Origin of the sequence: Bacillus sp. FSL W8-0770 (assembly GCF_038008705.1) — a bacterium.
Classification (GTDB): domain Bacteria; phylum Bacillota; class Bacilli; order Bacillales; family Bacillaceae_G; genus Bacillus_A; species Bacillus_A cereus.
On sequence record NZ_JBBOZR010000001.1, the window covers coordinates 1,895,286 to 1,917,544 of the forward strand.

Genomic DNA, 22,259 nt, shown 5'->3' on the forward strand with positions numbered 1-22,259 from the left:
GATTTAACTTATACATATAGATTGGGGGAAGGAAGAATGAAGAGAAAGACAACAACAATTGCTGCACTTGCGTTAACGACGAGTGTATTGGTTGCAGGATGTGGGAATGGTGAGAAGGCTTCGACAACGAAGAAAGAATCGAATAAGGGAATGGCAGATAAACAAGTTTTAAATTTGCTAGAAACAGCTGAAATTCCTTCAATGGATACATCTAAATCAACGGATTCTGTATCTTTCCGTGTATTTGTAAATGCAATGGAAGGTTTATATCGTCTAGATAAAGATAATAAACCAACACCAGGTATGGCAAAAGATGTGAAGATTAGTGAAGATAAAAAGACATATACATTTGAATTACGTGATGCGAAATGGTCAAATGGTGATCCAGTTCGAGCACAAGATTTTGTATATGCATGGCAACGTACATTAGACAAAGCAATAGCGGCAGAATATGCATTCATTTTATTTGATGTGAAAAATGCACAGAAAGTAAATAAAGGTGAATTACCAGCAGATCAATTGGGTGTTAAAGCGAAGGATGATAAAACGTTGGTAGTAGAATTAGAGCAACCAGCACCTTATTTTCTTGAGCTTACGTCGTTCCCTACATTTTTCCCATTAAATGAAAAATATGTGAAAGAGCAAGGAGATAAATACGGATTAGAAGCAGATAAATTAGTATATAATGGACCATTTACAATGAGTCAATGGAAACATGAACAAAATTATCAGTTAAAGAAAAATCCTAATTATTGGGATAAAGATACTGTAAAGTTAGACGAAATTAATGTAAGTATTGTGAAGGAAACAAGCACGGGAGTAAATTTATATGATAGTGATCAAGCAGATCGAGTTATTTTAACTTCTGAATTTGTTGATAAATATAAAAAGAATAAGCCAGATGAATTTAAAACGAAGTTAGATCCACGCATATATTTCTTACGTTTTAACCAAAAAAATGCAACATTTAAAAACCAAAAAGTACGTGAAGCGATTGATTTAGCATACGATAAAAAAGGAATTGCTGATGTCATTTTAAATGACGGTTCATTGCCAGCATATTTCTTAGTACCTGAAAAATTCACGACAGGTCCGGATGGAAAAGATTTCCGCTCTGTAAATAAAAACTTCCGTGATAGTAAAGATAACGCAGAGAAAGCAAAAAAATTATGGGAAGAAGCGAAGAAAGAGCTTGGTCAAGATACAATTACGGTTGAATTACTAAACGATGATAACGGTAGCCGTAAAAAAGTAGGCGACTTTATTAAGGAAGAACTAGAGAAAAACTTGCCTGGTATTAAAGTGAATTTGAAACAGCAACCATACAAGCAGAAGCTAGATTTAGAAAAGAAATTCCAATATGAATTCTCATTATCTGCATGGAGCCCTGATTATCCGGATCCAATGACTTATATTGATATGTTTGTTACTGGAAGCTCATTTAATGAAATGGATTATTCTAATCCGAAGTATGATGATTTAGTAGCGAAATCAAAAGGAGAGCTATTAAAAGATGATAAAGCACGCTGGAATGCACTTGCGGAAGCTGAAAAAATCTTAATTGGTCAAGACGCAGCAATTTCTCCTACGTACCAACAAAGTACAGCTTATTTAGAGAAGCCATTTGTAAAAGGCATTGCTAACCATACGTTTGGCGGGGACTTCAGTTATAAATGGGCATATATTACAAAAAAATAGTATAATAAAAGATGAGTGAATTTTCGCTCATCTTTTATTTGTATAAGGAGGAATTATAGTTGTTAAGAGGAATCAATCATATTTGTTTTTCGGTATCTAATTTAGAAAACTCTATTATGTTTTATGAAAAAGTATTAGAAGGAGAATTATTAGTTAAAGGAAGAAAATTAGCTTATTTTAACATATGTGGAGTATGGATAGCGCTTAATGAAGAGACGCATATTCCGAGAAATGAGATTCATCAATCTTATACGCACATTGCATTTTCTGTTGAACAAGAAGACTTTAAATGTCTAATACAGCGATTAGAAGAAAATGATGTTCATATTTTACAAGGAAGAGAACGTGATGTAAGAGATTGCGAATCTATATACTTTGTTGATCCTGACGGTCATAAATTTGAGTTTCACTCAGGGACACTGCAAGACCGTTTAAATTATTATAGAGATGAGAAACCTCATATGACATTTTATTAGGGAGGGATAGCATTTGCATGCACTTGTAATTGGTGGAACAGGAATGCTAAAGAAAGTTTCTATGTGGCTTTGTGAGAAAGGATTTTATGTTTCTATTATCGGGCGAGATGAAGTGAAATTAGAAAATGTTAAGCGAATGAGTTCTGCACCAGAAAATATTACATGCCTTTCGTTAGATTATCATAATGATGAAGATGTAAAGCTAGCTATTAAAAGTACAATTAAGAAAAATGGCCCAATCACATTAGTTGTTGCATGGGTACACACAAGTGCAAAGCATGCACTATCAAATATTTGTAAAGAACTAGATTTGTCGTCTAAAACATATAGTTTATTTCATATTTTAGGTAATAAAGCATCACGTATGCCTGCACAAAAAATAGGGAGTACGCGATGTATTTATCATAGAATTATTTTAGGCTTTATTTTAGAAGATACATATGGAAGATGGCTTACTCATGAAGAGATAGCTGATGGAATTATAAAAGGGATTGAAAGTAAACGAGCGGAGTGGATTGTAGGGAGAGTTGAACCGTGGGAATTACGACCAACATGGTGAGGGGGAGTAAGAAATGAAAACAACTATATATGTAACAAGGCATGGTGAAACAGAGTGGAATGTAGCGAAGCGAATGCAGGGACGGAAAAATTCTGCTTTAACTGAAAATGGTATAGTTCAGGCGAAACAATTAGGGAATCGAATGAAAGATTTACCAATCCATGCGATCTATAGTAGTCCGAGCGAAAGAACACTTCATACGGCAGAGTTAATAAAGGGGGAACGTGATATACCCATTATAGCGGATGAGCATTTCTATGAAATCAACATGGGTATATGGGAAGGACAAACAATCGCGGATATAGAAAAGCAATTTCCAGAAGAAGTACATCTGTTTTGGAATGAGCCACATCTTTTTCAGTCAACATCAGGCGAAAATTTTGAGGCTGTTTATGAAAGAGTAATTGAAGGGATGCAGCTTCTTTTAGAGAAGCATAAAGGACAAAACATATTGATTGTTTCTCATGCGGCAGCAGCAAAATTACTTGTAGGGCATTTCGCGGGAATTGAAATAGAAAATGTGTGGGATGATCCATTTATGCATAGTGCCAGTTTGAGCATAATAGAATTTGAAGAGGGTATCGGTAAAGTGAAACAATTTGCAGATATAAGTCACTTTCAATAAATGTAAAAAAGGCCGCAAAACGGCCTTTTTTTGGTGGTATAAAAACTAGCAGTTACGTTTTTTATACCAGAAGTGATCGAATTTCTTATTTTTGCAAGATGGGAATTTATGTCCGCCTTTGCAATCATTCCATTTGTGTCCGCTATCGTGACAGTCTTTACCATGATCACATGAATCATCGCAAGAGTGACCGTGTCTGTTAGGGAAGAATTCGCATTTTTTACAGAAACTTCGTTTTGTCCAGAAAAATTTCTTTTCAAAGCGTATGCATTTTGTAATGAATGTACAATGTTTTCTGCGAGTACGTTTCGTAACTAATACGCATTCTTTTCTACGCGTTACTTTCGTAACGAACGTCCATTTTTGAACACGTACACGAGTACATTTCGTAACAAATGTCCATTTTTTCACATGCGTACATTTTGTAACGAACGTACAATGTTTCACGCGAGTACATCTTGTTCTTGGACATTTACCCCCAGTTGTACATTTACATCCAGTTGTACAATGATGATGAGTGAATTTATCATCATCGCATTCAAAAGTACTTGGATCTTGGTGTAAGAAATCCTCCATCCCAGCACTTTTGATTTCTTCGACAGCTTTTCTAATATCACGTTTCATAGAAATCCTCCTTATCATGTATTAAAGTGAAAAGGTATTCTTTTTCCTTAACATGATATGTATGTAGGCATCTTTCTGAACAGGACAAGAGTGTAATTTTATATAAATAGATGATTGCGGATGTATGGACAAGAAAAGGCGCATACATTGAAGGAAGAGAACTGAGAAGGGATGAGAAAACATGCTGCCTTCATATGATTTTTTTGTTCATCCAATGTACTTAGTGGAATTGAAAAAGGACATTTGGTCAGATAGTCCAGTGCCAGCAAAATTAACTTATGGAAAAAAGAAGTATGATATTGATATCGTATACCGAGGAGCTCATATTCGCGAATTTGAGAAAAAGTCTTATCATGTTATGTTTTATAAGCCTAAAAAATTTCAAGGTGCGAAAGAGTTTCATTTGAATTCGGAGTTTATGGATCCGTCTCTCATAAGAAATAAATTATCTTTAGATTTTTTTCATGATATTGGTGTACTTTCGCCAAAATCACAACATGTATTTATAAAAATTAATGGTCAAATTCAAGGTGTGTACTTACAGTTAGAATCGGTTGATGAAAATTTTTTAAAAAATAGAGGATTACCGAGTGGTTCTATTTATTATGCGATAGATGATGATGCGAATTTTTCATTAATGAGTGAACGAGATAAAGATGTTAAGACAGAGCTCTTTGCGGGTTATGAATTTAAATATTCGAATAAAAATAGTGAAGAACAGCTGAGTGAATTTGTATTTCAAGCGAATACTTTGACGAGGGAAGCCTATGAAAAAGAGATTGGGAAGTTTCTACATGTAGATAAATATTTACGATGGTTAGCAGGAGTTATTTTTACGCAAAACTTTGATGGTTTTGTTCATAATTATGCACTATATCATAACGATGAAACAAATTTATTCGAAGTTATACCGTGGGATTATGATGCGACTTGGGGGCGAGATGTACAAGGGAGACCGCTTAATCATGAATATATTCGCATTCAAGGTTATAATACGTTGAGTGCAAGATTGCTAGACATACCTGTATTTAGAAAGCAGTATCGAAGTATTTTAGAAGAAATATTAGAAGATCAATTTACAGTTTCGTTTATGAGGCCGAAAGTAGAAGGGTTGTGTGAATTGATTCGTCCATATTTACTACAAGATCCATACATGAAAGAAAAATTAGAAACATTTGATCAAGAGGCTGATATGATTTATGAATATATAAATAAAAGAAGAAAGTATATACAAGACCACTTACATGAATTGGATTAATTTTGAAAGAGATTGAGACGTTATCAATCTCTTTTTTTTGTATAATAAAGATGTATCAATGAAAATGAAGTAATATATTTGATAGAGAATGGGGATGCGGATATATGACGATTAAATGGATTGATTGGGTAAAACAAATACAATCTATAGCTCAAGCGGGTTTAACGTATTCTAAGGATGTGTATGATATTGAGCGTTTCCAGCAATTACGAGATATTTCTATTTCAATGATGTCACATTACACGAAAACAGATTGGGAAGTCGTAGAGAAATTATTTGCAAGTGAGACAGGCTATCAAACACCTAAAGTTGATATAAGAGCGGTTGTTTTTCAAAATGAAAAGTTATTATTTGTGAAAGAAAAAAGCGATGGGAAATGGGCATTGCCAGGTGGATGGGCTGATGTCGGTTATACGCCAACCGAAGTTGCAGCAAAAGAGGTTTTCGAAGAGACTGGTTATGAGGTAGATCATTTTAAGTTACTAGCTATATTTGATAAAGAAAAACATCAACCATCTCCATCGGCGACGCATGTATATAAGATTTTCATTGGATGTGAGATTATTGGTGGAGAAAAGAAAACTAGCATTGAAACAGAAGAGGTGGAGTTTTTTGGTGAAAATGAATTGCCTAATTTATCAATTGCTAGAAATACAGAAGACCAAATTAAAGAGATGTTTGCCTACATGAAAGATCCGCAGAAAGAGAAATTAATAGATTAATCCTGCTTGAATTGTACATATTGTTAAAATGAAGATATTGGCAGATTGCAGCCTTTATGTAATAATGGGATGGTATGTGAAGAAAAAAGGAGATAAAAAAGAACATGTTAGCAAACATAATAGATCAGTTATTGCAATTTTTTGCAAGCTTAGGTTACTTTGGAGTAGCTCTTGCTTTAATGATTGAAGTAATCCCGAGTGAAATTGTACTTTCGTATGCTGGCTTTTTAGTAGCGAATGGTAAAATTAGTTTTGTGGGTGCAGTTATCGCCGGAACGATTGGTGGTACTTTAGCGCAAATCTTTTTATACTGGCTTGGATACTACGGAGGGCGTCCGGTTGTAGAGAAATATGGGAAATATCTACTTATTAATAAACATCATTTAGACATAGCGGAAGGTTGGTTTAAGCGTTATGGAGCAGGCGTAATATTTTCTGCGCGCTTTATCCCAGTAGTACGTCATGCGATCTCTATTCCAGCAGGACTAGCTAAGATGCCATTAAAACTATTTACACTTTATACGGTTGTAGCGATCATTCCATGGTCAATTCTATTTATATACTTAGGTGAAAAACTTGGTGGGAATTGGCGACAAATTAAAGAGTATGCATCTGATTACACACATTACATAATTATAGGAGCTGTTCTTTTTATTGCTCTATACTTTGGTTTAAAGTATTTCAAAAAGAAAAAAGCAGCGCGTTAAAGTCAATGATAATTCATTGGCTTTTTTTGTTTGTTTCAGTTCTAAAGAAAAGGAGTTGTCCATAATGTGTAATAATAAAGCGTAGCGGAGGAATGTGATGAAAGGGTCACCGTTTATACGTGGAACGATATTTTTAACGATGGCAACGATGATATCAAAAATGTTAGGGTTTATATATGTTATACCATTTACAGCGATGGTCGGTACGAGTGGTTACGTTCTATACACATACGCATATCGTCCTTATACCATCATGCTCAGCATAGCAACAATGGGATTACCGCTAGCTGTTTCAAAGATGGTATCAAAATATGATCAACTAAATGATTATCATACGGTTAAGAGAGTGTTGAAAAGTGGAATCGTGTTTATGTTTATAATGGGAGTCATTTCGTGTTTTACGTTATATATGCTAGCTCCGCATTTAGCTAAACTTGTCATCGATGGGAATGATCAAACGGGGAATAGTGTAGGAGCGGTTACTACTAATATTCGAATTGTAAGTTTTGCGTTAATACTTGTGCCAGTAATGAGTTTATTAAGGGGCTTCTTTCAAGGATTCCAATCGATGGGGCCTTCTGCATTAAGTGTAGTTGTAGAGCAATTTTTTCGGGTTTTAACCATTTTAATAGGAAGCTTTGTCGTTTTATATGTTTTAAAAGCTTCTGTTTCGCTAGCAGTTGGTATTTCAACGTTCGGTGCCTTTATGGGAGCTGTAGGTGGATTAACTGTTTTAAGTGCGTATTATATGAGAAGGAGAAGGCACTTAAAGAAAAAAGAAATGGCAAGTATACCACAAACAACGAAATCTTTTTTCTCGCTTTATAAGGAGCTCTTTACATATTCTATTCCTTTTGTTGTAGTAGGCTTAGCAATTCCGTTGTATCAGACGATTGATACATTTACAATTAATAAACTACTTATACAGATAGGGTATATGCAAGGCGAAGCGGAAAAAATTAATGCAATAATTGGCCTTGTTCAAATGGTTGTGCTTATCCCGGTATCCGTTGCGACAGCTTTTAGTATGTCTCTCGTACCAGAGATGACGAAAGCTTATACAGCAGGAAATACGAAGCTATTGTACAAACATTTTACGAGAACAAATGTATTAGTAGTAGCGATTACGGTACCGGCGGCAATTGGAATGATGGTGTTAGCCAAGCCTGTATATACCCTTTTATTTGGTGCTGGAAATGATCCAGAGATGGGGAGAATCATTTTACAGTATTATGCTCCTGCTTGCATACTATTTTCTCTTTTTACAGTAACGGCTGCTATGCTACAAGGAATCAATCAACAGCAGAAGACGGTGCTAGGACTAGTGATTGGAATTATTGTGAAGATAGTTTTAAATATTGTATTGCTTCCGTATTTCGATTATGTAAGTTTTATCATTTCAACATACGCGGGCTATACGATTTCAGTTGGGTTTAACTTGTGGATGCTTTCTAAATATGTTATAAAGGCAACATAAGCTTTTAAGGCAGAGAGCACTCTGTCTTTTTCTATGTTTATCCCGCTCTAACGGGCAGTAAGATCCTCATCTCAAAATTCAGCGAAAGAAAAGAAGTTTGGTTGGGGGCGGGCAGCCCGTAAAAGCCCGATTGGTGAGGGCTGAAAATCAGTGGGGGATGAAGCCCCCACTGATTAAAGTTTCACTTTATAATATTTTTCTTATAAAAACGTTTTCAAAATAATTTTTCTATTGAAATTTAAACGTATGTTTCATATGCTGAGAATGGCGGTTTAAAAACTGTGATTTAAGAGAGGTAGATTCCTACATGTAAAAAGAATCGGGGTGATAGTATGTTAAATATATATTTAACAGACCGAAACGGAAAACTACAAGAGATTGAGGAAATGCAAAAGGGGTGCTGGATTAATGTACTTCATCCAACAGAAGAAGAAATTCAATATCTAGTACAAACTTTAAATGTAGACTTAGATTTCATTAAAGACCCTTTGGATGATGAAGAACGCTCTCGTATTGAAAAGGAAGACAATAATACTTTAATTATCGTCGATATTCCGACAGTTAGACATGACGAAGAAGGAAATTCGATTTATGACACGATTCCAATAGGTATGATTGTGATGCCGGATTGTTTTGTTACAATCTGCTTAGAAGAGAATCCAATTTTTGAACGTTTTATTAATCAACGTATTAAAGAATTTTATACGTTTAAGAAGACGCGCTTTGCACTTCAGCTCTTATATACAATTTCTACTTATTATTTAAGATACTTAAAGCAAATAAATCGAAAAACAATTGATTTAGAGCATCAATTAAATCAGTCAATGAAAAATAAAGAGATTTTCACATTGTTAGGCCTTGAGAAAAGTTTAGTATACTTTACAACGTCATTAAAGGCTAATAAAATTGTAATTCAAAAGTTAATGCGTAATAGTACATTTTTAAAAATGTATGAAGACGATCAAGATTTATTAGAAGATGTATTAATTGAAAATAAACAGGCTATTGAAATGGCGGAAATATATAGTCACATTTTAAGTGGAATGATGAATACTTTTAGCTCCGTTATATCAAATAATTTAAATAGTGTTATGAAACTGTTAACGTCAATTACGATCATTTTATCTTTACCGACGATGGTTTCTAGTTTCTTTGGAATGAACGTAAAGGTTCCGTTTGAAGGGGAAGCCCACGGTTTTGTAATTGTACTCATCATATGTGTAACACTATCTTTCACGTTAGCTTTTGTTTTTTGGAAGAAACGTTACTTTTAACGATAAGAAAGCTGCTCTAGCATAGTTATACAACTACGCTAGAGCAGCTTTTTTGCTATGAAATCTCAAATTTTGAATAGAATATAACTTGTACAATGTAATGTATATAAAGGGTATGTATTCCATATAAGCCTTGTTCAATTAATGAAATGGGGTTAAAATTACATATTGTTAATGAAAAGTTGGAGGAAATACATCATGGAATTGTTTCAATTACCGAAAGCATTCCTGCAAATGAATACAATTTTTATCTCCATATTGATCGAAGCACTTCCTTTCGTGCTCATTGGTGTATTTATTTCAGGATTCATTCAAATGTTCGTGACAGAAGATATGGTGGCAAAATGGATGCCGAAAAACCGATTTCTGTCTGTTTTATTAGCTACTTTTTTAGGTATGTTGTTTCCGGGCTGTGAATGTGGAATTGTTCCGATTGTAAGACGATTAATTGGAAAAGGTGTTCCACCATACGCAGGGATTGCATTTATGTTAACTGGACCTATTATTAATCCAGTTGTATTATTTGCTACTTATGTTGCCTTTGGGAGTAGTATGCACATGGTATGGTATCGTTCTATTGTAGCGATTATCGTAGCCATTATCGTTGGAATTATATTATCCTTTATGTTTAAAGAACATCAATTAAGAGATGATCACTTCCCAGAAGTGAATAATAAGCGTCCACTGCGTAAAAAAATGTGGGATGTATGTACACACGCTGTTGAGGAGTTCTTCTCAATGGGAAAATATTTAGTACTAGGTGCGTTAATTGCAGCAGCGGTACAAACGTTTGTACAAACTTCAACACTTCTTGCTATTGGACAAGGTCCGTTTTCTTCATCAGCTGTTATGATGGGACTTGCTTATATATTATCACTTTGTTCAGAGGCAGATGCATTTATCGCTTCTTCGTTCCAAAGTACGTTTTCAACAGCTTCACTTGTCGCGTTCCTCGTTTACGGACCGATGGTGGATATTAAAAATATGTTTATGATGCTTGCGACATTTAAAACGAAATTTGTAATTGTTGTTATAGTTACAGTTACTCTTGTTGTTTATGCAAGCTCACTACTCATTTATGCGATGGGGTGGTAGGTTATGTTTCGAGCATATATATTATTAGGTTTTACAATATTAATTGCGCAACTTCATATTTCCGGTAACATTACGAAGTATATCAATATGAAGTATGCCTATTTATCAACAACAGCAGCAATTATTTTAGGTTTCTTAACGATTGTACAAATTATCGTCGTTTTCCAAAAAGAGCACCAAAAGGAAAAAGAGAGAAATGATTGCAGTTGCGACCATAGCCATTGCGGGCATGATCATTCAAAAGATGAGAATACATGGTGGAAAAAAGCATTTTCGTACTCATTGTTTTGTTTTCCAATTATCTCAGGGTTATTTTTCCCAATTGCGACGCTAGATTCGGATATTGTTAAAGCGAAGGGCTTTCACTTTCCTGTTGCACAAGCAGAAAGTAAGGATCCATTTATGACAAGACAATTCCTAAGACCTGATACGAGCATTTATTACGGGAAAGAAGGATACCGCGGTGTAATGGAAAAAGGGAAGAAAGAGTTTGTTACGAAAGACAATATTAATTTGAAAGATGAAGACTTCCTAAAGGGTATGGAAACAATTTATAATTATCCTGGCGAGTTTACTGGGAAAAAATTATCTTTTAAAGGGTTTGTTTTTAGAGATGATTCTTCTAAAAAAGAACAATACTTCTTATTCCGTTTCGGTATTATACATTGCGTAGCAGATTCTGGTGTGTATGGTATGTTAGTGAAAAAACCAGAAGGCGTAGAGTGGAATAATGATGACTGGATTCAAGTAGAAGGAGAGATAACTACTGAGTTTTATCAGCCGTTTCATGCGAATATTCCTGTATTAGAAGTAACAAAATGGAATAAAGTTGAACAGCCGAAAGAACAATATGTATTTAGAGGAGCCGATTGATAAAATCGGTTCTTTTTTGTGGACTAAAAGTTCTGAATGTTGTTAATATTAAACGTGTAGTTCATTTAGTATAGTGATTATTGAAATATTAGGGATAGATCATTAAAGGGGTGATAACAATGACAGAAGTAAAGGGGAAAACAGCCAATGAGTCAAGGGTGTTCAAAACGAGCCGAGTCTTCCCAACAGATTTAAATGATCATAACACGCTATTTGGTGGGAAGATATTAGCGGAGATGGATATGGTTGCTTCTATTTCAGCATCCAGACATTCAAGAAAGGAATGTGTCACAGCATCTATGGACTGGGTCGATTTCTTACATCCTGTTCGTTCTTCAGATTGTGTTAGTTATGAATCTTTCGTAATTTGGACGGGAAGAACTTCGATGGAAGTGTTTGTGAAGGTAGTGGCTGAAGATTTAATTTCAGGTGAGAAGCGTATAGCGGCAACGTCATTCGTTACTTTTGTGGCACTTAGTAAGGAAAATAATCCAGTTCCAGTACCGCGTGTTATCCCTGAAACAGAAGAAGAGAAAGAATTACATCGTATTGCTGTGTTACGTGCAGAACAGCGTCATATACGTAAGGCAGAGAGTAAGAAAGTAGCCACATTGTTAACCTTTTGAGATGAATATTTAGCCATTTAAGTTACTATAGCAGTCAGAAATGGTTTTAAAATGAAAAGCGGACACCTAAAAATAGGTGTCCGCTTTTATAGTTTTTTCATCCACATATCATATGACAGTAGCTACTTAGCAGAAGCAAGCAGCACCGACGATGATTAAGAGGATAAATAATACGACTAATAGCGCAAATCCATTACCATGTGCGAAGCCCATTGTTATTTCCTCCTTTTATTTTAAGATACAACATACAATATGCAAATGAGCTATTGTTTGATATGGACATATATCATGCAATGACATATTTTCTTGAATGATAATGTAATAAAAAAGGGAAGATATAGAAATAACAGTAAGTGGAGAAAGGAATTTATCCATGAAGCACTTTTTCGCTATAATCCTTTGTTTAATAGGTGTATTCATTTGGATGAACATCGATGTGGAAATGGGGAAGGAAATGGCTAGTGAATATGAATTAGGACAAGTTCGATTAGGTGAATTTCAACTATATACGAACGGTGAAGAGTTATATAGAAAATTATTTGACGATATAAACGATGCAGAAAAGTATATATATATCCATTTTTATATTGTAGGAAAAGACGAAATAAGCCAAGAGTTTTTACAGTTATTAGAGAAAAAAGCATCTAGCGGAGTAGAAGTGAAATTGTCAGTCGATCGGGTAGGCGGATATAAGCTGAAGAAAAAGGTAATTAGCCGATTAAAAGAAAACGGTGTGAAGTTTACATTTAGTAAAAAACCGAAACTGAAAAATATGTTCTATTCTTTGCATCAACGAAATCATAGACGTATTGTTACGATAGATGGAAAGGTATCATACGTCGGTGGCTTTAATATCGGAAAGGAGTACCTTGGACAAGATCCAAAGTTTGGGCCATGGCGTGATTATCACGTGCGTATCCATGGTGAGGGTGCAGTGGATATGGAAAGAAAGTTCGCCGAAGATTGGAAAGAAGATACAGGAGAAAAAATGCCTATACATGAAAGTATACCTACATTAGGGAATGTGAAATATCAATATTTATTTTCAAATGGAAAAGGCTTATGGGAAAAATATGGAGCACTATTAAAGCAGGCTAAAAAGTCTTTAATTATCGCTACACCATATTTTGTACCAAGTAAAGAAATGGTGAAAGAGTTAAAAGCTGCATTAAATCGTGGTGTTAATGTGAAAATTCTCGTGCCATTTAAAAGTGATGCCATATTGTTAAAACAAGCTGCCTATCCATATTTGAAAGATATGTTACATGCTGGAGCGGAGATTTATCAATATCGAAATGGATTTTTTCATGGGAAAGTAACAATTATTGATGGAGAAATTGTTGATATTGGGACAGCGAATTTTGATAATAGAAGTTTTTATTTAAATTGTGAGTCTAACTGTATCATATATGATAAAACCGTTGTTGATGAAGTATGGAGTCGATTACAGGTAGACTTTCATAAATCAAAACGATTTTCTGAAGAAGATTTTGAGAAAATTAGTAGATGGGATTGGTTTTTAGCAAGAATAGCGAATGTTTTAGCATCATATTTATAGTATATGGACAAAAGAGAAGGGAGGCGCTTTAATGGACTGTATGAAAGAATTAATGAGATATAGTTATATACTAATATACAAGGTTGGAGAGTATGCTGGAAAGGTCAGAGACGAAGAATTAAAAAATCTATTACAGCACCATTTACCATATATGTTACAAGCATATAATGAACAAGTAAATTTTCAAGAAGGAGAGAATGTGCAACATATAACCTGTGAAACAACGGAGTTTGATTTGCATGAAATGGAAAAGGAAACAGTTAGTAAATATACAGGGGATATTCATATTGCAACCAGTTATATTGCGCACTTGAAACGATTAGCTTTAAAGTTTGCTCAAGTTGCAGTGGAAGTTGCTAATCCAGAGTTTCGCTCATTTTTGGAAAATTGTTTCCTGAAAATGAACCGTTACGCTTATAGTGTGTGGCAATATGTTATGAAGAAGGAATATAAGATTACACATCTATATGAAAATGAAAAGTTTGCATGAGAAACTAAGGCGAAATGGTATGCGCCTTAGTTTTTTTACGTCCATTGAGAGAAAAAACTAATTTTATTGTGTATCGATTGGAAATGAAATATATAAATTAAAATTAGGATTTGTTATCAGAAGATTTACAAAAATTTACCGTATATTTACTGTTTTTCAATCTCTCCTTTAAAAATAGAGAGTAATATGAGGTTGTACATATTCTATCACAAGGAGGAAACGCAAATGAATAAATGGGTTAAATCATTAACTGCTATGGCACTTGCAAGTTCTTTATTAATGGTAGGTTGTAGTAAAGGTGAGGACAAGAAGAAAGAAGACGACACAACAACACAACAAGAGGATAAAAAGGATAAAGAAACAAGCGGAACCGAGAAGTCTACTGATTCTAAAGAAAAGAAATAAAGTAATAATAAAGCTTCCTCTCATATATGAGGAAGCTTTTTTGTTGTAAATTGACTGAGATTATTGAAAAATAGAAAGAGAATGAAAGAGGGGGAAAACAAATGAAAGTATGTATATTGGGAGCAACAGGACGAGTAGGTTCAAACATAATTAATTTAGCATTAAAGGATTCAGCTGAAGTGACTGCATTAGCGCGTGATTTAAATAGAATAGAAATACAACATGAAAGGCTACGAGTGATAGAAGGTAATGTATTGAACGAAAATGATATAAAGAAAGTGATAGAAGGAAGCGATATAGTAATTAGTGCACTTGGAACGGATCAAAATGGAACATTAGGGAAGAGTATGCCACAAATCATTAAGCAAATGGAAGAAGAAGGGGTTCGTAGAATCATAACAATAGGAACAGCTGGTATTTTACAAGCAAGAACAAATCTAAATTTATATCGTTTTCAATCAACGGAATCAAAAAGGAAAACGACAACGGCAGCGGAAGATCATTTGGCTGCATATAAAGTACTAAGTAATAGTAATAATTTATGTTGGACAGTTGTTTGTCCGACACATTTAATAGATGGTGAGGCGACAGAGGTATATCGAACTGAAAAAGATATATTGCCAGAGGGTGGATCAAAAATTACAGTGGGTGATACAGCACACTTTGCATGGGATCTATGTAAGAAAAACATATATGAAAATAGTCGAGTAGGTATTGCATATTAAAAAACCATCCCGAAGTCGGGATGGTTAAAAGATGATATAACACAAGAAGATGATAATCATAATGATTTGGAGAATTGCTTTCGCTACTGTACTGCTTAAAAAACCAACTACAGTAGCGACTCCAACTAGAAAGGCATCTTTTGGCGCTTTTTTATGCACTAGTTCTGTTATAAATACTGATAAGAACGGTATGATAATAAGTCCGAATGGTGGGAAGAAGAACGATCCGACAATGATAGAAATCATTCCGACACGTTCGCCCCATTTAGAACTACCGTATTTTTTTAAGAAATATCCATTTGCAATAAAATCAGCAACGAAAATGAAAAGAGTGAAAATGACTTGAATAATCCAAAAAGAAGTTGTTAATTCGCCTCCATTTATACCGAAATGGTAAATCAAATATCCAGCCCAGACAGCTAGTATGCCAGGGATAATTGGATAAATAAAGGCGAGAAATGAAACAACGAAACAGGCAATGATACAAATTGTTAATAAAACAGTCACTTTATAGCTCCTTTTTAATATCTAGTTTATGTACAGCAACTTTTTTGACTTGATGGCCATCAAGTTCTAATACTTTAAATTGAAAACCAGCATATTCAATGGAATAGCCAGCTTCAATATTTAAGTCAACTGCTTGAGAAAGAAGCCATCCTCCGATTGTATCTAAATCACTATCATCAATATGTAGGCCAAACATATCATTTACTTCAGAAATAAGCACCTTTCCATCTAAAACAGTAAGCTTAGGTGTACGCTTTTCAATCATAGGTGATTCATCCGCATCGAATTCATCTTGAATTTCTCCAATGATTTCTTCAAGAATATCTTCCATCGTTAAAAGTCCGGCAGTACCACCATATTCATCCATAACGATTGCCATCTGAACGCGATTTTTTTGAAGATGGACTAACGTTTTACGAATTGGAACTGTTTCAAATACAGTTAGAACAGGATGTATATAAGATTCAAGTGGCTTATAAATACCTTTCGTTTGATCATGGAATACTTCTTTCGTATTGATCATCCCAATGATATCATCTTTATCTTTTTCGATAATTGGATAGCGTGTATATTTTTCAGTAGCGACGATATCCATATTTTCTTCTAACGTATTTTCAGTAGATAAGCAAATCATTTCGGTACGAGGAACCATAATTTCTTTTGCAACTCGATCATCAAATTCAAAAATGTTATTTACATATTTATATTCGGTTTGGTTTATTTCACCGCTTTTAAAACTTTCACCTAAAATGAGTCGCAATTCCTCTTCAGAATGAGCAAGTTCACTTTCTTTCGCAGGTTCTAATCCGAGTAATTTTGTGAAAAATATAGCTGTACTATTGAGTAGCCAAATGAATGGGTACATAATTTTATCAAATAAAATAAGCGGTCTTGCAAATTTGAGTGTGATTGCTTCTGCTTTTTGAATTGCGAAAGACTTTGGAACTAATTCACCTAATACAACGTGGAAAAATGTAATAACACTAAAAGCAATAACAAAAGATAAAGTGTTAGCCATTGTTCCAGTAATATTAATTTTTTCAAAGAGCGGTCGTAGTATATGTTCCACAGTCGGTTCACCAAGCCAACCAAGCCCTAAAGAAGTGATTGTAATTCCGAGCTGACAAGCTGATAAATAAACATCTAAATTAGATAGGACGCTTCTTGCAGCTAAAGCTTGTTTATTACCTTCATTTGCAAGTTGGTCAATTCGACTTTTTCGTACTTTTACAACAGCGAATTCTGATGCAACGAAAAAGCCAGAAATAAGAATAAGTACAAAGATGAGAAAAATATTTAATATGTCCAAGCGTGTTCTCCATTCCAAGGTTTGGAATAAAGATGTCACCTCCTGCAATTATGTTATACTTTTATAATAAATCCAAATGAAAAGAATAGTCAAAGGAAAAGGGTAAATATTGGTATGTTTCTGTAATAGTTTTTGAATTTGCTGTTATTTTGTCCGCTATACAAAAGGAATAACCCCCTACTTTTAGATTATAGAGGGTTATTTTAAATTAAGGTTTTGGAACACTTCTCGTTAAAGTGTATGACTGTTGCTTGGAGTAGTTTGTGGTCCATAGTGTTTGAAGGAAAGAAAGTATGCTATATGGGATATAGAGTAGTAATAAGCCGATTGTAACAATTATGGGTGAATTTCCGCCAAATTGAACGATAAATTGTAACAGTCCATTTGCATGAAAAACGCATTCCATAAAAACGAATGAAAGAATAATGGAACCTAAAATTGATTTATGATTCGAAGTAAGCGCCAAAAACAATGTATCCACAAGAAAAGCATCATGTTTTATTTCATATTCATTTGTGTTTTTTAAGAAAGGAATCCATTTTTTTACTGCTTGCATAACGATAATCATGGAAGTACTACATACGATGATAAATGATGAGTAGTAAGGAAGGTTTATAAATTGTGCGATGTATAGAAGTAGTAATAAGACTGAACATTGTAATACTACAGTGCAAAAAGAGTAAGGTATCCATTTCAATACAGTAGTAAACTTTTTAAACGAATTAGGTACTTTGAAAAATAAATGGCCGATACCCAAACTTATGAAAAATCCGATCGCAAGGGTAAAAGTAAAACGAACAATCGATATAAAATATATTTCCCATATGTAAGGGAATAATGGTGTTGAATGATTAGAAGTATGTATCATTTGGTTTGCTGAGAAAAAGATAGATTCATGCATCCAATCAACCTTTGGAATTGATATAGAAGAAAGCTGTGCGAAGTTTTGAAAAATGCTAATAAATCCATTTTGATAAGAATAATTGTGTGTAATAAAAAGAGCTGGAATAGGACTTATGGCAAAAATAACAATAATACCAATTATAAATTTACATATATGTGAGCGTAATAAGGACATATAACCACCTACTCTTAGAATATTCAGAAAATTCTCATTCTTATTTTAGCTTTTTTTGAAAGAAGTTACAATATATTTTTCATTCAGTAATTCAGAGAGAAGATTTGATAGCAAAAATATGCAAGTGAAGGATTCATGAATAAATTATGACAAGAAAATGAATAATTTTCAGAAAAATAAAATAAATTATTTATTTTTTTCTGAAAATATAATATAGTTATGGCACAGAAAGTATTTTAACATAAGGAGGCTATTTATGAGGATTAAAGGGAATTACGTACCGAAAAGGGAAGTTTTACTGTGCTCAAGTTCGATTACGATAGGGGAAGCGCTAGAGCATTTAAATAAAACGGGGTATCGTTGTGTACCAGTTTTAGATGAAAAAAAAGAGAAATTTTTAGGGAATATATATAAAGTAGATATTTTAGAATATAAAGGATCACTTGATGAGAGTGTAATACAATTATTAAACGATAAAGAAGGATTTGTGAGAGAAGATTCATCTTTCTTTAAAGTATTTTTTACAATAAAAAAATTGCCTTATTTATCAGTAGTTGACGAAAAAGGGGTTTTCCTTGGAATTTTAACGCATAAAAAAGTTTTTGAGTTATTAGAGGATGCATGGGGTGTTCACTCTAGTAAATACTCTGTCATGATTGGAACGCAAGACTATAATGGAGCAATCCAAAAGTTATCGACAGTTTTAAAGAAATACACTGGTATTCAAAGTTTGATGACTTTTGATAATGATGCCTTATTAGTTCGTAGAATTATGTTTACATTAGGAGAAGAGTTTAACGACGGTGAATTAGAGACATTATTGAAAGATTTAGAAGATCACGGATTTAGAGTTGTGTATGTGGAAGAGATGAAAAATCCACGTGAAGTTGAAACGATAGAGTAACATACAAAAGCCATCTAAATTTGAAGTGCACCCCAATTGTTAGACACAGTCTAACAATTGGAGGTGCATTTTTTATGGCTAAATTTTCTTCAAAAGAAAAAATCCAAGCGGTGAAACGATATTTAGATGGTACAGAAAGTGGAAAAATAATTGCTAAATCTATAGGAGTTAACCCTAGCGTACTTCGTGAGTGGATTAGACGATATGAGTCTTCAGGTGAAAAGGCCTTTGAAAAGTGCTATACATTCTACCCAGCCCAGTATAAACTAGATGTACTTTATTATATGAATGAACACGGGACATCTATCAGAGAAACAGCGGCACTTTTCAATATACCGTCTTATGAAACACTTCGGAAATGGAAAATAGCTTATGAAACAGGAGGATTGGATGCCCTACAATCAAAGAAAAAGGGGCGTCCAACCATGAAAGATAAAAAAATAAAACCAGTAGATGAAGGATCAATCGAAGCCTTACAAGCGGAAAATGAGCGTTTACGTATGGAAAATGCATATTTAAAAAAGTTGAATGCCTTAGTTCAAAACAAAGAAAAATCACCAAACAAGACAAAGCGCAAGTAATCTACGAGTTAAGGCATGAATTTCCTATCAAGGAGTTACTTCAACTCGCAAACATTCCACGTAGTACGTACTATTACTGGATGAAACATTTTAATCGTCCTGATCCAAATACGGAGGTAAAAGAACTGATTCAAGCTATTTATAATGAACACGATGGGTGTTATGGTTATCGTCGTATTCGTGATGAACTTATGAATCGTGGACACAAAGTAAATCATAAAAAAGTATATCGCCTTATGAAAGAATTAGGGTTAAAATGTCTGGTTCGTATGAAAAAATATCGCTCTTACAAAGGGACAGTTGGGAAAATTGCGCCAAATATTTTAAATCGCAACTTCCAAGCTGAAAAACCAAATGAAAAGTGGGTTACAGATATTACGGAGTTTAAGTTATTTGGGGAGAAGTTATACCTATCACCAATGTTGGATTTATTTAATGGTGAAATTATCACGTATACAATTAGTTCCAGACCGACCTATTCCCTTGTTTCAACGATGTTGGACCAAGCCCTTTATTGTGTAACCGATCCGGATAAACTCCTCATTCACTCTGATCAAGGTTGGCACTATCAAATGAAACAATACCGCCATTCTCTTAAGAATTGTGGCATAACTCAAAGTATGTCTCGCAAAGGAAACTGTTATGACAATGCCGTTATTGAAAATTTCTTCGGTATTATGAAATCGGAATTTTTGTATCGAAAAGAATTTGAAAGTATAACACATTTCAAACAAGAATTAGCAAAGTATATAGAATACTATAATCATAAAAGAATTAAGGCAAAATTAAAGGGTATGAGCCCAGTACAATACCGGGCTCATACCCTAGAGGCTGCCTAATGAAACGACCTGTCTAACTTTCGGGGGTCACTTCAAATTATATTAGATGGCTTTTGTATGTTACGTGTATAAAGTTATTTGAAAATAACGATTGAATAATAGGTGAGATTATAACAATATTTGTGTAAGAGAATAAAAAATGTAGATAATTTCGATTTTCAAAAAAATCAATTTGAAAATATGTTTTTATTTTGCAACTAAATATGTTACTATATGTGTGATAAAAACAAAGAGGTCTGACAACTGTACTCCACGTAATAACACTCTAATGATTTAAAAATTCAAAAAAATCAAAAATTAAAATAATAATTATATTAATGATTAGAGTAAAAATAAGGGGAATGGAGAAATTATGGAGAAAGACACTGCTTTGTAAGGGGCATATTTTATCATCTTGAGCAGAGAGGAGGATGCATAGCATATTGTAAAATATAGAGATAAACAATGAAAAAGTGCTATGCAAATGAAGAGCATGAAGGGACGTTTAAGGCCAGGTGATACGGTAGCAATTGGTTTAATGCTATTTGCATTATTTTTAGGAGCAGGAAATTTAATTTTTCCGCCAGTTTTAGGTCAACAAGCAGGAGAGAATGTTTGGATTGCTACAATAGGATTCCTTGTAACGGGAGTCGGATTACCCCTACTAGCTGTAACAGCTGTCGCGTTTGTAGAGGGGGACTTGAAAGCGCTATCTTCTAGAGTCCACCCTATATTTGCGTTTATTTTCCCATTGATTAGTTATTTAGCAATTGGACCATTTTTCGCGATTCCTCGTACTGGAGCTGTTTCGTTTGAAATGGGTATGAAGCCGTTTTTATCAGAGGCAATGGTTTCAGAGTGGTACATGCTATTTCTTTTCACGATAGTTTTCTTCGGAATAACGTGGTATTTATCATTAAATCCATCTAAATTAGTGGATTGGTTCGGAAAGTTTCTTACACCATTATTAGTATTAATTGTCGCTGTTATTGTCGGAAAGGCAATTATTGATCCAATTGGAGAGCCAGCTGCGCCGTTAGCTGCTTACAAAGAAAATGCTTTCTTTGGTGGATTTATTCAAGGATATTTAACGATGGATGCAATTAGCGCGCTCGTATTCGGAATTGTCGTTGTACAAGTTATCCGCTCTAAAGGGATAAAAGAGAGTAGTCAAATTGCAAAAATAACAGTAGTATCAGGTATTATCGCTGTACTTGGTTTAACGTTAATTTATTTATCGCTTGCTTATCTTGGTTCAACAAGCACATCACTTGGTATCTCAGAAAACGGTGGTCTTATTTTAACGAATGTTGTAAATGAGCTATATGGGACGAGTGGTAAAATTTTATTAGGGCTTGTTATTATACTCGCTTGTTTAACAACTTCTGTTGGGTTAACATCTGCGTGTGCGGGTTTCTTTACAAACTTATTCCCAAAACTTTCGCATAAAACGATTGTAACAATGGTATGTGTATTTAGTTTAATTGTATCTAACCTAGGTTTAACACAATTAATCGCAGTAACATTACCTGTGTTAATGATCATTTATCCAGTTGCAATTGTATTAATTGTACTTTCGTATTTCCATAAGTGGATTGGGAAGCGTAATACAATTTATATTGGAGCTATTTTAGGTGCATTGTTAATTAGTTTCTTTAACGGTTTAGAAAGTGCGAAAATTAAAATTGACGCGATTTCTAATGTACTACAAATGTTACCGTTATATAACGAAGGAATCGGATGGTTAATTCCATCATGTATTGGCGGGATTCTCGGTTTCTTCTTCTATAAATCAAATGAATCAAGTGAATTACAAAAGAAAGGTGCTTAGGCACCTTTCTTTTTTTGAAGGGGATTTTTGTATTTTGTC

General features: G+C 34.1%; 24 protein-coding genes. 19 read left to right on the forward strand and 5 right to left on the reverse strand.

The genetic code is table 11. The annotated features are described in order from the left end of the window. Positions 1-36 precede the first annotated feature (36 nt). From NST27_RS09820 to NST27_RS09835, 4 genes are read left to right on the forward strand one after another with little or no spacing between them, the layout of a single operon-like run. Entirely contained in the window at positions 37-1,698 is a 1,662-nt protein-coding gene (locus NST27_RS09820) for a peptide ABC transporter substrate-binding protein (RefSeq protein ID WP_000824273.1), read from the forward strand. Positions 1,699-1,757: 59 nt separating this feature from the next. Then, the gene (fosB, locus tag NST27_RS09825) at positions 1,758-2,174 is read left to right on the forward strand and encodes a FosBx1 family fosfomycin resistance bacillithiol transferase (protein WP_000943769.1); all 417 of its coding nucleotides are present in this window, start codon (positions 1,758-1,760) and stop codon (positions 2,172-2,174) included. A gap of 13 nt (positions 2,175-2,187) precedes the next feature. Continuing rightward, positions 2,188-2,733, forward strand: a complete 546-nt coding sequence (locus tag NST27_RS09830; protein WP_000543116.1) for a short-chain dehydrogenase — start codon at positions 2,188-2,190, stop codon at positions 2,731-2,733. A gap of 13 nt (positions 2,734-2,746) precedes the next feature. Then, positions 2,747-3,358, forward strand: coding sequence for a phosphoserine phosphatase 1 (locus tag NST27_RS09835; protein ID WP_000858827.1), 612 nt, complete (start codon positions 2,747-2,749; stop codon positions 3,356-3,358). A 45-nt stretch (positions 3,359-3,403) separates the two neighbouring features. On the opposite strand, the gene exsB is transcribed toward NST27_RS09835, so the two are convergent. Then, a complete protein-coding gene (exsB, locus tag NST27_RS09840) occupies positions 3,404-3,982 on the reverse strand; it encodes an exosporium protein ExsB (RefSeq protein WP_000817498.1) in 579 nt (192 codons plus the stop codon). 181 nt (positions 3,983-4,163) lie between these two features. Between exsB and cotH the strand changes: the two genes are divergently transcribed. The 8 genes from cotH to NST27_RS09880 all read left to right on the forward strand — a co-directional run bounded on the left by cotH (position 4,164) and on the right by NST27_RS09880 (position 12,014). Then, entirely contained in the window at positions 4,164-5,240 is a 1,077-nt protein-coding gene (cotH, locus tag NST27_RS09845; protein WP_000937999.1) for a spore coat protein CotH, read from the forward strand. Positions 5,241-5,344: 104 nt separating this feature from the next. Continuing rightward, complete coding sequence (locus tag NST27_RS09850) at positions 5,345-5,962, forward strand: NUDIX hydrolase N-terminal domain-containing protein (protein WP_000153584.1); 618 nt, start codon at positions 5,345-5,347, stop codon at positions 5,960-5,962. A gap of 104 nt (positions 5,963-6,066) precedes the next feature. Continuing rightward, a complete protein-coding gene (locus NST27_RS09855) occupies positions 6,067-6,669 on the forward strand; it encodes a DedA family protein (protein ID WP_000880691.1) in 603 nt (200 codons plus the stop codon). Between the two features lie 97 nt (positions 6,670-6,766). Beyond that, positions 6,767-8,146: a putative polysaccharide biosynthesis protein gene (locus NST27_RS09860; protein ID WP_000678847.1), complete on the forward strand. Its 1,380-nt coding sequence runs from the start codon at positions 6,767-6,769 to the stop codon at positions 8,144-8,146. 332 nt (positions 8,147-8,478) lie between these two features. Next, on the forward strand, positions 8,479-9,420 hold the full coding sequence (locus tag NST27_RS09865; protein WP_000932389.1) for a magnesium transporter CorA family protein: 942 nt from the start codon (positions 8,479-8,481) through the stop codon (positions 9,418-9,420). A 198-nt stretch (positions 9,421-9,618) separates the two neighbouring features. Beyond that, the gene (locus NST27_RS09870) at positions 9,619-10,515 is read left to right on the forward strand and encodes a permease (RefSeq protein WP_000418716.1); all 897 of its coding nucleotides are present in this window, start codon (positions 9,619-9,621) and stop codon (positions 10,513-10,515) included. Positions 10,516-10,518: 3 nt separating this feature from the next. Further along, the gene (locus NST27_RS09875; protein ID WP_000488060.1) at positions 10,519-11,388 is read left to right on the forward strand and encodes a TIGR03943 family putative permease subunit; all 870 of its coding nucleotides are present in this window, start codon (positions 10,519-10,521) and stop codon (positions 11,386-11,388) included. Positions 11,389-11,507: 119 nt separating this feature from the next. Further along, on the forward strand, positions 11,508-12,014 hold the full coding sequence (locus NST27_RS09880; protein WP_000141164.1) for an acyl-CoA thioesterase: 507 nt from the start codon (positions 11,508-11,510) through the stop codon (positions 12,012-12,014). Between the two features lie 126 nt (positions 12,015-12,140). Here NST27_RS09880 and NST27_RS09885 read toward each other — a convergent pair whose 3' ends face one another. After that, positions 12,141-12,227 (reverse strand): YjcZ family sporulation protein, encoded by an 87-nt coding sequence (locus NST27_RS09885; RefSeq protein ID WP_000505094.1) that lies wholly within the window; start codon positions 12,225-12,227, stop codon positions 12,141-12,143. Between the two features lie 160 nt (positions 12,228-12,387). Between NST27_RS09885 and cls the strand changes: the two genes are divergently transcribed. The 4 genes from cls (at position 12,388) to NST27_RS09905 (ending at position 15,192) form a co-directional block, all read left to right on the forward strand. Then, positions 12,388-13,572, forward strand: coding sequence for a cardiolipin synthase (cls, locus tag NST27_RS09890; RefSeq protein ID WP_033689718.1), 1,185 nt, complete (start codon positions 12,388-12,390; stop codon positions 13,570-13,572). 31 nt (positions 13,573-13,603) lie between these two features. After that, positions 13,604-14,062 carry a spore coat protein gene (locus tag NST27_RS09895; RefSeq protein ID WP_000340535.1) on the forward strand — a complete coding sequence of 153 codons (459 nt, stop codon included), beginning with the start codon at positions 13,604-13,606 and terminating at the stop codon, positions 14,060-14,062. Between the two features lie 225 nt (positions 14,063-14,287). Beyond that, complete coding sequence (locus NST27_RS09900; protein WP_001045960.1) at positions 14,288-14,467, forward strand: hypothetical protein; 180 nt, start codon at positions 14,288-14,290, stop codon at positions 14,465-14,467. A gap of 101 nt (positions 14,468-14,568) precedes the next feature. Continuing rightward, on the forward strand, positions 14,569-15,192 hold the full coding sequence (locus NST27_RS09905; protein WP_000861653.1) for an NAD(P)-dependent oxidoreductase: 624 nt from the start codon (positions 14,569-14,571) through the stop codon (positions 15,190-15,192). A gap of 24 nt (positions 15,193-15,216) precedes the next feature. Here the strand turns inward: NST27_RS09905 and NST27_RS09910 are convergent, their stop codons facing one another. The 3 genes from NST27_RS09910 to NST27_RS09920 all read right to left on the reverse strand — a co-directional run bounded on the left by NST27_RS09910 (position 15,217) and on the right by NST27_RS09920 (position 18,086). Then, complete coding sequence (locus tag NST27_RS09910) at positions 15,217-15,699, reverse strand: DUF456 domain-containing protein (RefSeq protein ID WP_000217338.1); 483 nt, start codon at positions 15,697-15,699, stop codon at positions 15,217-15,219. Position 15,700: 1 nt separating this feature from the next. After that, complete coding sequence (locus tag NST27_RS09915) at positions 15,701-17,008, reverse strand: hemolysin family protein (protein WP_000353738.1); 1,308 nt, start codon at positions 17,006-17,008, stop codon at positions 15,701-15,703. 208 nt (positions 17,009-17,216) lie between these two features. Further along, complete coding sequence (locus NST27_RS09920) at positions 17,217-18,086, reverse strand: hypothetical protein (protein ID WP_000055259.1); 870 nt, start codon at positions 18,084-18,086, stop codon at positions 17,217-17,219. Positions 18,087-18,342: 256 nt separating this feature from the next. Here NST27_RS09920 and cbpA point away from each other — a divergent pair, with 256 nt between their 5' ends. From cbpA to brnQ4, 3 genes are all read left to right on the forward strand, one after another. Next, the gene (gene cbpA / locus NST27_RS09925) at positions 18,343-18,990 is read left to right on the forward strand and encodes a cyclic di-AMP binding protein CbpA (protein ID WP_001220526.1); all 648 of its coding nucleotides are present in this window, start codon (positions 18,343-18,345) and stop codon (positions 18,988-18,990) included. A gap of 74 nt (positions 18,991-19,064) precedes the next feature. Then, positions 19,065-20,410 (forward strand): IS3-like element ISBth10 family transposase gene (locus tag NST27_RS09930; protein WP_085962496.1). Its coding sequence is split into 2 segments (ribosomal slippage): positions 19,065-19,506 and positions 19,506-20,410, totalling 1,347 coding nucleotides; the frame shifts between segments, so codons are not numbered across the junction. A gap of 472 nt (positions 20,411-20,882) precedes the next feature. After that, positions 20,883-22,220, forward strand: coding sequence for a branched-chain amino acid transport system II carrier protein BrnQ4 (brnQ4, locus tag NST27_RS09935; RefSeq protein WP_011110049.1), 1,338 nt, complete (start codon positions 20,883-20,885; stop codon positions 22,218-22,220). The last annotated feature ends 39 nt before the right edge of the window (positions 22,221-22,259 follow it).